The following is a 13344-nucleotide window of genomic DNA, read 5'->3' on the forward strand; positions in this document are numbered from 1 at the left end:
CGGCGCCGCTCACCCGTGGCCCGACAGCAGCCCCAGCTCGACCGCCCGTGCCCCCGCCTGGAACCGGGAGTTGGCGCCGAGCTCGCGCATGATCTCCGCCACGTGGCGGCGGTAGGTGCGCAGCGAGACGTTCAGCTCCTGCGCGGCGGTCTCGTCGGTGTGGCCCTCCCGGAGCATTTCCAGGACGCGCCGCACCTGGTCGGTGCCGAGCCGGGGGCTCAGGCCCAGGTGGTGGACCAGCGGCCGGGCGCGCGACCAGGCGCCGGCGAAGAGCAGGTCTAGGGCCCGCACCACGGCAGGATCGTTGACGGTGACGGCGTCCCCGCCGCCGCGCCCCGCTCCGGAGCGGACCAGGGCACCACGGCCGTCGACGATCAGCACCTCGCGCAAGTCGGTCTCGGACACCCGTACTTCGACCCGCGGCCCGTGCAGCTTCGCGGCCAGATCGACGGCGCTCTCGGCGGCCGGGCCCACGCAGAGGACCCGTACCACGGCACCGCCGTCCTGTGGTGACGGGGCGGTGCCCGGGCGGGCGGGATCGCCCTCCGACTGCCGGGCCGCCGGCCGGGCGAGCACCTGGCCCGCCACCGCGGCGAACTCCCCGGTCGCGGTGAGCGCCAGGCTCACCGAGCGGCGGGCGCCCGCGACCAGGTGTTCCAGGGCCTCGCCGATCGCGTCGGCGTCCGTGCGCGACACCGGAGCCGGCCCGCCGGTCCGCCGGCGGTGCAGCGAGACCGTCGATTCGATCAGCGCCCGGGCCTGTAGAAGTGCCTCCTCCACGTGTTCCGCATGTACCTTCGGAAGACCGGCTTCCGATATGGCCGTTGAAGTCTTGAGTTCCACTGTTTTAGCCCCCGTCGATCCATCCCGTGCCACTCCGTTGCACGCGTTCCAGCACTGCTGAAAGCACCTGCCGCCGGATCGGAAGCACCGTTCCGAGCAGACAGGGCGCGCGAACGGGACAAAGATCACCCAGACCCTAAGTCGGCCCATCCCTGTAGTCAACGCAGCGTCATTCTCTAAGCCACACGGGCCTATAGCAGAGGTCCTCCACCGGAGACAGCCACAAGGTCATCGCGGCAAGAAGATGTCGAACGGCGGCCGAACCGATGGACTTCCCCTCCGCTTTCGGCACCTGCGGCTACGCATCCCTCACGAGCCGTAGCACCGTGCGCCGTTTCAGGCCAGCGCCCATCCCACCAGGTGGGAGTCCACCTACGTTGAGACCACGACAGCCCCGCGGCCAACAGGGGCCTCATACCTTCCCCTTACCCAATGGTCCACCGCCCCGCCGACTCGTCCGGCGGGCGGTCTTCTCCCTGCTCGACCACCTTGCACCACGAGCCATGCCCTGGAGAAACCACCATGACAATCCCCCCATTGACCATCACCGATCTCCTGCTCCGGGCCGCCGAGGAGCAGCCGGCGAACGGCCTCCGCTACTGCACGGGCGGCGCCGGCGACGACTACCGCGACCAGAACCACGTCGAGCTGCTGCACGAGGCGCGCCGGGTGCTGGCCGGACTGCGGGCGCGCGGACTGCGGCCGCAGGACAGGATCGTGCTGCTGCTGGAGGACCCGGCGGAGTTCCTCGCCGCGTTCTGGGCCGCGCAGCTCGGCGGCTTCGTGCCGTGCCCGATGGCGGCGCTGCGCGGCGACCAGGACCGCTGGGCGGCCCAACTCGCGCACGTGGACGCGCTCCTGGACAAGCCGCTGGTGATCACCGGCGAGGCACTGGCGGCCGAACTGCCCCCGGTGGACGGCCTCGCGGTCACCACGATCGGCGCCCTGTACCGGACCGGGGCCCAGCCCGCCGAGGAGCCGCACCGGGCCGCACCGGAGGACGCCGCCGTCCTCGTCCTGACCTCCGGGTCGACCGGCAGCTCCAAGGCGGTCCGGCTCAGCCACGCCAACCTGCTGGCGTCGATGGCCGGGAAGAACGGGTACCACCGGCTCACCGAGAGGGACACCACCCTCAACTGGGTCTCCTTCGACCACGTCGCCGCGCTGCTGGAGTGCCATCTGCTGCCGCTGTCCGTCGGCTGCCGCCAGGTCCACGCCTCGGCGCAGGTCATACTCGGGGAGCCGCTGGAGTTCCTGCGGCTCGTCTCCGAACACCGGGTGAGCATGACGTTCACCCCCAACTTCCTGCTCGGAATGCTGAATTCCGCCGCCGAGCGGATGCCGGAGGCCGACCGCGAGCGGCTCGACCTGACCCGGCTGCGGCACATCGTCAGCGGCGGCGAGGCGGTGGTCTGCGCGACCGGCCGGACCTTCCTGGAGCGGTACGCGCCGTACGGCCTGAACTCCAGGGCGCTGTGGCCCGCCTTCGGCATGACCGAGACGTGCGCCGGAAGCATCTACTCGCTCGCGTTCCCGCAGGCCGACGAGGGCCAGGAGTTCGCCAGCCTGGGCACCCCGGTGGCCGGGCTGGAGATCCGGGTCGCCGACGCCGAGGACCGCGCCCTGCCCGAGGGCGAGGTCGGCGAGCTCCAGCTGAACGGCCCGATGATCACCCGCGGCTACCACAACAACGAGGAGGCGACCCGGGAGGCCTTCACCGCCGACGGCTGGTTCCGCAGCGGCGACCTCGGCCGGATCGACGACGGCCGGCTCACCCTCGTCGGGCGCAGCAAGGACAGCGTCATCGTCAACGGCGTCAACTACTTCAGCCACGAGATAGAGACCGCGCTGGAGCAGCTGGACGGAGTCGCCCACTCCTACGTCGCCGCCTTCCCCACCCGTCCGGCCGACAGCGACACCGAGCAGCTGGTGATCGCCTTCCACTGCGAGGTGCCCGAGGAGGACGAGGCGGGCCGCTACCGGACGCTGGCCGCCGTGCGCAGCACCGTCGTGATGACCTGGGGCTTCCGCCCTGCCCTGATCCTGCCGCTGCCGGTGGACGCCTTTCCGAAGACCAGCCTCGGCAAGATCCAGCGGGCACTGATGCGCAGACGGCTGGAGACCGGCGCCTACGAGCAGGAGGTTTGTGCGGTCGAGGAGTTGACGGAGCGTCGGCTCGGCGGGTACACCCCGCCGGAGGGCGAGACCGAGCGGATCCTCACCGAGATCTACGCCGAGCTGTTCGACGCCGACCCGGCCCGGATCAGCGCCACCGCCAGCTTCTTCGACCTGGGCGGGACGTCGCTGGACATCCTGCGGCTGCGCAGCAAGGTGGCGGAGCGGCTGGGCACGCAGGACCTGGAGATCATCACGGTGCTCACCGCACCGACCGTGCGCTCGCTCGCGAGCCGTCTCACCGGGCTGCGGGGGCCTTGTGAGGCGGAGTACGACCCGGTCGTGCCGATGCAGCTGAGCGGTGACAAGACGCCGCTGTTCTGCGTCCACCCCGGCGTCGGCGAGGTGCTGGTCTTCGTCAACCTGGCCCAGTACTTCGTCGGGGACCGGCCGTTCTACGCCCTGCGCGCCCGCGGGTTCAACGACGGCGAGAAGCCGTTCCGGACCTTCGAGGAGATGGTCGACACCTATGTGGCCGCGATCCGGGCCCGGCAGCCGCACGGCCCGTACGCCGTCGCCGGCTACTCCTACGGCGGCGCGGTGGCCTTCGAGATCGCCAAGGTGCTGGAGGAGCAGGGCGAGCGGGTCGACTTCGTCGGCAGCTTCAACCTGCCGCCGCACATCAAGTACCGGATGGACGAGCTGGACTTCATCGAGACCGCCGTCAACCTGGCGTTCTTCATGGCGCTGATCGACAAGAAACAGGCCCGGGAGCTGCCCGAGCAGTTGCGCGGCCTGCCGCAGGAGGAGCAGCTGGCCCGCCTGCTGGCCCTGGCACCGGCCGCGCGGGTCGCCGAACTCGACCTGGACCAGGAGAAGTTCGCCACCTGGGCCGATCTCGCCGACCGGCTCACCGATCTGGGCCGCTCGTACCGGCCGAGCGGCCGGGTCCGCTCGATGACGGTCTTCTACGCCGTCCCGCTGCGGGGCACCAAGGAGGACTGGCTGGCGAACGAGCTGCGTCGCTGGGACGACTTCACCGAGAGTGCCAACCGGTACGTGGACGTACCCGGAGAGCACTACACCCTGATGGGCCCACAGCATGTGGCGGCCTTCCAGGCGATTCTGCGCAAGGAGCTCGACCGGGCGATGGGAGAGGGCAAGTGAGGGGCAAGAAGATCCTGGTGACCGGCGGCACCGGTCAGGTCGCGCGGCCGGTGGCGGAGGCGCTCGCCGCGGAGAACGAGGTGTGGTGCCTGGGCCGCTTCGGCACCTCGGGGGTAGCGGAGGAGCTGCAGGCGCAGGGCATCACGACCTGGCAGTGGGACATGGAGGACGACTCCGAGTACGCGTTCAAGGGCCTGCCGGAGGACTTCACCCACGTCATCCACTCCGCGGTGCGGCGCGGCGACGACGGCGACTTCAACCGGACGATCGACGTCAACGTCTCGGCCACCGGCCGGCTGATGGCGCACTGCCGCACCGCCGAGGCCTTCCTGTTCGTGTCGACCGGCGCGCTGTACGCCCGGCAGACGCTCGACCACGCCTACACCGAGAACGACCCGGTCGACGGCGTCGCGGACTGGCTGCCGGCCTACCCGGTGGGCAAGATCGCGACCGAGGGGGCGGTCCGCGCCCTGGCTCGGGTGCTCGGCCTGCCGACCACCATCGCCCGGCTCAACATCGCCTACGGGCCCGGTGGTTACGGCGGCGTCCCGATGCTGTACTTCCAGCGGATGCTCGCCGGCCAGCCCATCCCGGTGCCGTTGGAGGGCCAGAACTGGTGCTCGCCGCTGTACACCAGCGACATCGTCCGGCAGGTGCCGCGGCTGTGGGAGGCGGCCTCGGTGCCGGCGACCCTGGTCAACTGGGGCGGCGACGAGGCGGTCGGGATCACCGACTGCGTGCGCTATCTGGAGGAACTGACCGGGGTGCCCGCCGACTTGGTGCCGAGCGCGGTCACCCGGGAGACCTACCGGTTCGACCCCGCGCTGCGCCGCCGGCTGACCGGCCCGTGCGAGGTCGGCTGGCGCGACGGCATCCGGCTGACCCTCGAAGCCCTCCACCCCGAACACGTCCGCCCCGAACACGTCCAGCCCGAGCACACCCGCCCCGAACACGCCGGCCGCTGAGGAGTCCGCGCACATGTCCCGAGAGCACGACAACCTCACCGCGATCCACGCCGCCTACCGCGCGTTCCACGACCGGGATCTGGCCGCGCTGCTGGCGACCATGGACCCGGGCATCGAGTGGGTCCACCCCGACGGCCTCGCCGAGTACGGGCTGGGCGGTACCAGGATCGGCCACCAGGGCGTGCGGGAGTTCCTGGGCAGGGTCCCGACCGTACTGGGCGGCATGCGGCTCGAACCGCAGGAGTTCGTCCAGTCCGGCGACCGCGTGGTGGTGTTCGGCGTCCGCGCCGTCACCTCGCTGAGCGGGCACACCGAGACGCTGCCGTTCATCCACTCCTGGACCTTCCGCGACGGCCGGGCCGTACGGATGGAGGACGTCTTCGACACCGTCGCGTTCGCCCGGCTGATCGACAGCTGAACCCGGACGACCCGTCCGACCCGCGAGGGCGCCTTCGGTGCGCCCGGCCGCACCCCCCTCCGGTGCGGCCGGGACCCGCCGAGGGCGCCCTCGCGGCGTTTCAGCGGCCGTGCAGCCGACGGAGGTAGGTGTAGGCGTCGGGCAGGGTGTCCAGCAGGTTCCGCTGCTGACGGCGGACACGTTCGAAGACCGGCCCGGCCCCGCGGACCGAATCGGGCCGATGGGCGAGGGCGGGCGGCGGGCCGTCGGTCTCCAGGCCGAGGCCGGAGAGGACGCAGTAGTAGTCGGCGTCGCTCCACGGGCTGAGCGGTTCCTCCTGGCTGTACCCGTAGTAGCGGGCCTCCTCCGCGAGCACCGACCCGGCCGTCAGCCCGGCCCGGTACAGCTCGGTTCTGGTCCGCACCCCGCCGGAGAGGGCCAGCCCCCGGGCGGCCCGCCAGAACGGGGTGTCCGTCCGCGGCGAGCAGCCGTAGCGGATCTGGACGAAGTCCCGGGCCTCGTCGAACGAGCAGGCCACCGCCCGGTTGAAGCGCTCGGTCAGGACCGGAAGGGGCGGCCCGGAGGGGAAGTGGCCCACCAGCAGCTGGAGCGTACGGACCACCAGGTGCAGCCCGTCCGTCCCGCCGGGCTCCAGCACACCCGCCGCCGGGCCGACGGCCACGCAGTTGCGCACCCAGGCGCGGCGCGCCCGGCCGGCGCGCTGTTCCTGGTGGTGGACCTCGGTGCGCGCCGGGTCCAGGCCCCAGAGCCGGCAGAGGTCCCGGGCCGCCTCGTCGCGGGTGGCGAACTCCCGCGCGTAGACGTAGTCGGCGCCCGCGCGGCCCAGCACCGGGTACAGCCCGGCCCGCCCGGCCGGCATCGCGAGCAGCGTGCTGTGCGGCTCGATGCCCCGGCGGCGGCCGTCCGGCTGCGGGACGCTCACCGACACCGCGGCGTCGCAGGGCAGTTGCTCGCGCAGATCGAGGAAGGGCTCGGCCAGGACGGCGCCGGTCAGGCGGCGGTCGGCCGTGCAGTCGAGGAACAGCTGGCCGCCCAGGCGGTCGCCGGCCGTGGTGCGGAGCGCTGACAGGTCGCCGTGCTCGTCCCGCTCGACCCCGGCCAGGACGCCGCGGACCCGTCGCACGCCGGGCCGGGCGGTGGCGTACCGGCGCAGGAAGCCGGTGAACATCCGGCGGTCGAAGTGCCACCCGAAGCGGGTCGCGGCCCGGCCGTCGAGCCAGCACGGAGAGCGCCGGGCATCCAACAGCGGGGGCTCGCGGAAGCAGGCGTAGTCGAAGGGCTCGACGGTCTCCCCCCGGTGCCGGCGGTCCTGCCAGTAGTGCGAGAGCGGCAGCCGGTCGTACTCGGGCAGCAGACCGAAGGAGTGGTAGAACGCGTCGGGCCGGGCGCCGGGGAGCTCCCGGGGGCGCGCCTCGGCGGGTCCCGCCGTCCGCCAGTTCACATACCGGTCGGCCATGCTGAAGGTCGCCGCACAGGCCCGCAGCCAGTCGTCCTCGGGAATTCCGAGGACGTCCAGGAATGCCCCCCGAAATGACGGGAGAGCTCTTTCCACGCCGTGCCCGGCTGCGTTCTCCGGCTCTTCGAGAACCGTCACGGAAACCGTGCCCTGGAGTTCCCGGCCGAGATAGGCCGCGCTCATCCAGGCCGCCGGCCCACTGCCGAGCACGATCACGTTCCTGATCCTGGTGTCCACGTCGGAACGTTGCCCGAAGGTTCCATAAGAGTTCTATGGCGCAGCTGTCCTGACCTGCCGCCGGGCCGCAGGGAACTCATAGGGACGCCATAGCCACCGGTCGGATTCTTCTCTCGCGACCAGGAAATCCGCGAGAACGGACCGGAGGCCACCATGGAAACGACGACCACCGACACCCCTGTGACCGAGCCGGCATGGCCGGAGTACATCGACCTCGAACTGCTCCTCAATGACCCGGATCTGCTGGCGACGGCCGCGCCGATGCCGACCCGCAGTCTGGACTTCGGCCATGCCGGTGGGTGCGGTTGACCGCCGCAGCAACGGTGCCGGCCGGGTCGCCCGCCGCGCGGAATGCGGGACGGGCGACCCGGCCGGGCACGCGGTCGGGCAATCGGGCGGTCGGGCTCGAACGAACGTGACCGCCGGGGCGGCTCAGGCGACGAGCGCGGCGGCCGGCTGCTCGCGGGCGACCAGGCGGACCAGCGACGCGATGCGGTAGCGCAGTTCGGCCGGGTCGGGGTCCGCGGTCAGCAGCCGGGTGTCGGTCAGCAGCTCCAGCACCTCCTCCGCCTCGCGCTCGGACGAGCGGAGCAGCGCGGCGGCGTCCCCGGGGGTGAAGCTGTCGGCCCCGGTCCGGGCGAGGGCCCGCAGGGCGGTGCGCGCGGCCGGGTGGAGCTGCGGCAGGTCGGCCCCCAGGCTCGCCCGGACGTCCAGGTCGCCGAGGCGCAGTTCGTCCAGCCGGTGCTCGGCCGGGGCGAGGCGGTCGGCCAGGCGGGCCGCCGTCCAGTGCGGGTGGGCGGCCAGCCGGCCGGCACAGATCCGCAGGGCGAGCGGCAGCCGGTCGCAGAGTTCGACGATCCGGGCGGTGGCCGCCGGATCCGCACTCACCCGTTCCCGGCCGGCGGCGGCGAGCAGCTGGTAGGCGTCCGGGAAGTCCAGCGGGCCGACCCGGAAGCGCTGGGCCCCTTCGACCGTGCCGAGCGCGGAGCGGCTGGTGACGAGGGTACGGCCGCGCGCGTCGGCGGTGAGCAGCGGACGGACCGAACGGTCGTCCTCGGCATTGTCCAGCACCACCAGGACCCGTCGTCCGGCGAGCCGGCTCCGGTAGAGCCGGACCAGCTCGTCCCGGCCGTCGGGCAGCTCGCGCTCGTCCGCACCGAGGGCGCGCAGGAAGGCCCGGAGCACCTCGGCCGGGTCGCGCTGGAGACCGTCGGGGCCGCGCAGGTCCGCGTAGAGGACACCGTCGGGGAACGCCGGCTGTGCGAGGTGCGCCGCCTGGACGGCCAGCGCGGACTTCCCGCACCCGGCGCCACCGGTCAGCACGACCGGTCCGGCCGGGCCCGCGGACGCCGTCGGGTCCGCCGGGCAGGCCGGATGGTCCTGCGGTGCCCCGCGCAGGGCGGCCTGCACCGCCGCCAGGTGGCGCTCCCGCCCGGTGAAGTCGGCGACGGCGGGCGGCAGCATCGCCGGGACGAGCCCGCTCCACGCGCCCGCGCCGCTCTCCGGCAACGGCGCGTCACCGGCCTCGGCCGGAGCCCGAAGCTCCGGACCCTGAAGCCCCGGAACCCGAAGCAGGGTTGGGGGCGCGGTCAGGACCGCAGTCGGCCGCTCGGGCGCGGCCGGGCCGGGGAGGGTGCCGGTCAGCACCTGCTGGTGCAGCCGGCGCAGGGTCGGGCCGGGGTCGACGCCCAGCTCCTCGGCGAGCAGCCGCCGTCCGGCGTCGTACACCTCCAGGGCGTCACTCTGCCGGTCGCAGCGGTACAGCGCAGCCATCAGCTGCCCGCGCAGGCGCTCCCGGGTCGGGTGCTCGGCGACCAGCCCGCGCAGCTCGGGGACGGCCGCCCGGTGGCCGCCCAGGGCGAGGTCCGCCTCGATGCGGTCCTCCAGGGCGGCGAGCCGGCTCTCCTCCAGCGCCGGCAGCTCCTTCTCGGCCAGGTGCGCGGTGACCCCGGTCAGCGGAGCGCCGCGCCAGTGCGCCAGGGCGGTGGAGAGCAGCTCGGCGGCGCGGGCGTGCTCGCCTGCTTCCAGGGCCCGGCGGCCGAGTTCGGCGTCCCGGCGGAACTCGTTCAGGTCCACCCGGGCCGGGCCGATGTCCAGCCGGTAGCCGGGCGCGCGGCGGACCAGGTCGACCTGCGGGCCGAGCCGGCCGCGCAGCCGCGACGCGTAGGTGTGCAGCTGGGCGGTCCAGGTGGCCGGCGGGTCCCATCCCCAGAGCAGGGCGCTCAGCCGCTCGTCGGGCAGCAGCCGGCCGTCGGACAGCAGCAGGGCGGCCAGAACGGAGCGCTGCTTGGCGCCGTCCAGCCTGATCTCCCGGCCGCCGGCCACCGCCTCCACCGGCCCGAGGAGGCGGAACTCCAGGGTGGGTGCGGCGTGCCGGGTGTCCGGTGGCTCGACGGTCTCCGGGGCTTCGACGTACGGCATGGACACATCCGTTCCGCGCGGCTGACATTGCGACCGCACGAACGTACTGAGCCGCCCTTTTTCGGCTCTGTCAGCGGCATTTCCGGCCCGGACTCCGCGCTGTGAAACGAGATCGAAAGAGGGTCAAAATCCCCGCTCGCTACAGTCGTGGGCGGACGGGGGCCCGTGAGAGTGAGGAGAGCCATGACCAACGACTACGGCGACGACCCCTGGACCGTCAGCACTCCCGGCACCGCCGGTTAGGGCCCGTCCGCGGACCCTAGGGTGCGACCTCCAGCACCTGCCAGAGCCGCTCGGAGTCGAGCGCGCCGGCGCCTCGCACCGCCCGGTCGAGCCCGGCCACCCGCTCCAGCCACACCGGTGAGCCGAGCTCCTCGAACTGCCGCGCCGCGGCGGCGAGGAGCCCGGCCGCCGCTACCCGGTCCCCCGACAGGCCCGTCACGCACGCGAGCAGCGTGCGGACCCGGGCCTCCAGGAAACGGTCCGACACCCGCTCCGCGGCGGCCAGCGCCTCCCGCAGGGTGCCGGCCGCCTCCGCCGGCCGGTCCTGCTTCCACAGCGCCTCGCCGAGGCAGCGCAGCGAGTGCGCCTCGCCGCGCAGATCGCCCTCGGCGCGCACCAGTTCCAGTGCCCGGCGGCTCGCCGCCTCGGCCCGCTCCCCCTCCCCCTGACTGACCAGCACCTCGGCCAGCCGGACGGTGCTCTGCGCCTCGCCACGGGTGGACCCCACCCGGAGGTTCACCGCGATGGCCTGTTCGGTGAGTTCCAGGCTGGTCCGCGGCTCGCCGCACTCCAGCTCGATCCGGGCCAGGATGCCGAGCACATGGGCCTCGGCGTAGTGATCGCCGACCGCCCGGAACCCGTCCAGGGAGCTGTAGCCCTCCTCGCGGGCCGTGGCCAGGTTGCCCCGGTTGCGCTCGTACAGGGCGAGGTTGCGCTGGACCAGCGCCGCGCCGCGCCGCTCGCCCTGCTCCGTGAAGAGCTGCCGGGCCCGGTCCAGCCGGGCGCCGGCCTCCGCCCAGCGGAACTGGACGATCTCCAGGGTGCTGAGCGAGTGCAGCATCGCCGCCTCGCCGAGCGCGTCGCCGGTGCGCCGGGCGGCGGCGAGCGCGCGCTCGGCGCACTGGCGCCAGTCCTCGGGGTAGTTGCGGTTCTGGAAGAGCGTGACGCTGGTCATCGTCAGGTCCCAGGCGAGCGCGGACTCGCCGCTCTCGGCCGCCTGGTCGACGCTGCCGACGATCGAGGACCGCTCGCGCTCGAACCACTCCATCGGGTCCGCCACCAGGGCGCCGACCAGCCCGTCCGGGAGCCGGTGCCGGGGCCCGGGCCCGTGCACCACGGTGAAGTCTCCACCGTAGATGCGCCGGTGCGCCTCCTCTGCGAGGAAGAGCAGCCCGCCGCACACCCGGCGCAGCGCCTCGGCTCGGGCGGTCGGCGTCTCCTCCTCGTGCGCGCACTCGGCGGCGAAGAGCCGGAGCAGGTCCTGGAAGCGGTAGCGGACCTGGCCGCTGCGGCGGTCGGCGAGCACCTCCAGCAGCTGGGCGTCGACCAGTTGCTCGATCAGGTCCTCGGCGTCCAGCGGGTCGATGTCCAGCAGGGCGGCGCCCGCCCAGGCGGAGAAGTCCGGCATGTTCAGCAGGCCGAGCAGCCGGTACATCCGGGCCACGTCGGCGGGCAGGCCGCGGTAGCTCAGGCGGAAACCGGCCCGCACCCCGCGCGAGCCCTCGCTGAGCTCGTCCAGCCGGCGGTGCTGGTCCTTCAGCCGGTCCACCAGCTGTCGTACCGTCCAGTGCGGTTTGCCGGCCAGCCGGGCCGCCGCGATGCGCAGGGCGAGCGGCAGGCCGTCGCAGAGCGCGCCGAGTTCGCTCACGCTCTCCGGGTCCGCCGACAGCCGCTCGCCGCCGACCACCTTGGTGACCAGCTCGGCCGCCTCGCTGTGGTCGAGCGCGCCGAGCGAGAGGTGCCGGAAGTCGTAGTCACCGGCCAGGCCCTCGATCGGGTCGCGGCTGGTGACCAGGACACAGTGCCGGCCACTGCCCGGCAGCAGCCAGCGGATCTGGTCGTAGGAGCGGGCGTTGTCGAGGACCACCAGGACGCGCCGGCCGCCGAGTTCGCTGCGGAACCGGTCGGCGCGCTCGACCGGTTCGGCGGGGATCTCCGCGGCGGGCACGCCGAGGGCGCGCAGGAAGCGGTCCAGGACGGCGTTCGGGGTGAGCGGCTCGTCGGAGTCGTCGTAGCCGCGCAGGTCGGCGAAGAGCTGGCCGTCGGGGAAGCGCGCGGCCACCCGGTGGGCCCAGTGCCGGGCCAGCGCCGTCTTGCCGACCCCGCCGATCCCGGTGATCGAGCCGACCGGGAGCACGGAGCTGTCGCTGCGCTCGGCCAACAGCCGGTCCAGTGCGGCGAGTTCCTCGGAGCGGCCGGTGAAGGCGGCGACGTCGGCGGGGAGTTGGGCGGGGATCGCGGCCACCGCGACGGCCGCGGCGGCCGGGCCGGGGGCGGGCTCCTCGATCGGCACGGCGGCGGGCGCGGTCAGCCAGGACTCGTCGGCGAGCACCGCGTCGTGCAACTTCTGCAGCAGCGGGCCGGGTTCGATGCCGAGGTCGTCGACGAACAGCCGGCGGGCCTCCCGGAAGGTCTCCAGCGCCTCGGCCCGCCGGCCGGAGCGGTACTGGGCGAGCATCAGCTGCGCCCGGGCCTGCTCGCGCAGGCCGTTCTCCTTGATGAAGGAGGAGAGCTCGCCGACCAGTTCACGGTGGCGCCCCAGGTCGAGCCGGAGCGCGGTGTACTCCTCGTAGACGGCCAGCCGGAGCTCGCCGAGCCGTTCCGCCTCGGCCGCCACGCGTTCGCCGACCACGCCCTCCAGGGCGGGTCCGCGCCACAGGCCGAGCGCCTCGTCCAGCAGTTCGGCGGCCTCGGCGGTGCGCCGGTGCCGCGTCGCCTCCCGGGCCTCGGCGATCAGGTCCTCGAACTCGGCCGCGTCGATGCGGTGTTCACCGGTCGCGAGCAGGTAGCCGGGGTGGACGGTGACGATCAGGTCGTCCAGCCCGACCGCCGCCTTGAAGGTCTTGCGCAGCCCGGACACGCAGATGGCGATCTGGTTCACGAAGGTGTTCGGCGGCCGGCCCTGCCAGACGGCGTCGGCGAGGGTGTCCACCGAGACGACCCGGTTGGCGGAGAGCAGCAGCATCGAGAGGATGGTGCGCTGCCGGGCCCCGGAGAGCGGCACCGGCCGGCCGTCCACCTGGACGTCCAGGGGGCCGAGAATCCTGAACACCACCTGGAGCATCAGCCGCCTCCCCTCGGCCGGAGCCGTGCGGCGATTCGGCCGCATTCATTTCGATCTTGCTACTTCGCGTTGTTGGTACCAGTCGGTTCACCGCTGCGACAAGCGGCTTTGCAGGAAGCTGTCACACGCGGCCCGGCCGGGGGCGGGGCGCGGCGCGCTCCCAGCGGACCGGGGGCGTGAGCCGCCCCGGACCGGCCGGCGCGGCGGGGCGGCGGCGTGCCGCCAGCGCCAGGACCGCGGTCAGGGCGGCCACTTCGTCGGCGGTCGGACGCCCGCGCACGACCCGCAGCAGCGGATCCGGCGCGGCCGTCGCGTCGTCGGCGGCGCTCATGCGCCCACCTCGCTCCGCTCGGCGGTCACTTCGCGAAACGCGCACCTCTTATTGGTTCGCTCGCTCCGCTCGCTCATGCGCCCACCTCGCTCCGCTCGGCGGTCA

The 13344-nt window shown here is 73.4% G+C and carries 9 protein-coding genes; 4 read left to right on the forward strand and 5 right to left on the reverse strand.

Features of this window, described 5'->3' with window-relative positions:
* Positions 1-9 precede the first annotated feature (9 nt).
* Entirely contained in the window at positions 10-780 is a 771-nt protein-coding gene (locus KV557_RS13195; protein ID WP_308129880.1) for a helix-turn-helix transcriptional regulator, read from the reverse strand.
* A gap of 585 nt (positions 781-1365) precedes the next feature.
* Between KV557_RS13195 and KV557_RS13200 the strand changes: the two genes are divergently transcribed.
* From KV557_RS13200 to KV557_RS13210, 3 genes are read left to right on the forward strand one after another with little or no spacing between them, the layout of a single operon-like run.
* Positions 1366-4125 carry a non-ribosomal peptide synthetase gene (locus KV557_RS13200; RefSeq protein WP_218200072.1) on the forward strand — a complete coding sequence of 920 codons (2760 nt, stop codon included), beginning with the start codon at positions 1366-1368 and terminating at the stop codon, positions 4123-4125.
* Positions 4122-5090, forward strand: a complete 969-nt coding sequence (locus KV557_RS13205; RefSeq protein ID WP_218200073.1) for an NAD-dependent epimerase/dehydratase family protein — start codon at positions 4122-4124, stop codon at positions 5088-5090. The genes KV557_RS13200 and KV557_RS13205 overlap by 4 nt, the downstream gene beginning before the upstream one ends.
* A gap of 13 nt (positions 5091-5103) precedes the next feature.
* Positions 5104-5508, forward strand: a complete 405-nt coding sequence (locus KV557_RS13210; RefSeq protein ID WP_218200074.1) for a nuclear transport factor 2 family protein — start codon at positions 5104-5106, stop codon at positions 5506-5508.
* A 100-nt stretch (positions 5509-5608) separates the two neighbouring features.
* Here KV557_RS13210 and KV557_RS13215 read toward each other — a convergent pair whose 3' ends face one another.
* A complete protein-coding gene (locus KV557_RS13215) occupies positions 5609-7201 on the reverse strand; it encodes a tryptophan halogenase family protein (protein ID WP_218200075.1) in 1593 nt (530 codons plus the stop codon).
* Positions 7202-7354: 153 nt separating this feature from the next.
* On the opposite strand from KV557_RS13215, the gene KV557_RS13220 reads away from it, so the two are divergent.
* Complete coding sequence (locus KV557_RS13220; RefSeq protein WP_218200076.1) at positions 7355-7510, forward strand: hypothetical protein; 156 nt, start codon at positions 7355-7357, stop codon at positions 7508-7510.
* Positions 7511-7633: 123 nt separating this feature from the next.
* On the opposite strand, the gene KV557_RS44055 is transcribed toward KV557_RS13220, so the two are convergent.
* The 3 genes from KV557_RS44055 to KV557_RS13235 form a co-directional block, all read right to left on the reverse strand.
* A complete protein-coding gene (locus KV557_RS44055) occupies positions 7634-9622 on the reverse strand; it encodes an AfsR/SARP family transcriptional regulator (protein ID WP_305148988.1) in 1989 nt (662 codons plus the stop codon).
* A 259-nt stretch (positions 9623-9881) separates the two neighbouring features.
* Complete coding sequence (locus KV557_RS13230; protein ID WP_218200077.1) at positions 9882-12908, reverse strand: AfsR/SARP family transcriptional regulator; 3027 nt, start codon at positions 12906-12908, stop codon at positions 9882-9884.
* Positions 12909-13029: 121 nt separating this feature from the next.
* The gene (locus tag KV557_RS13235; protein WP_218200078.1) at positions 13030-13239 is read right to left on the reverse strand and encodes an acyl-CoA carboxylase epsilon subunit; all 210 of its coding nucleotides are present in this window, start codon (positions 13237-13239) and stop codon (positions 13030-13032) included.
* Positions 13240-13344: the final 105 nt, after the last annotated feature.

The sequence above is a fragment of the Kitasatospora aureofaciens genome, assembly GCF_019192735.1.
GTDB lineage: Bacteria > Actinomycetota > Actinomycetes > Streptomycetales > Streptomycetaceae > Kitasatospora > Kitasatospora aureofaciens_A.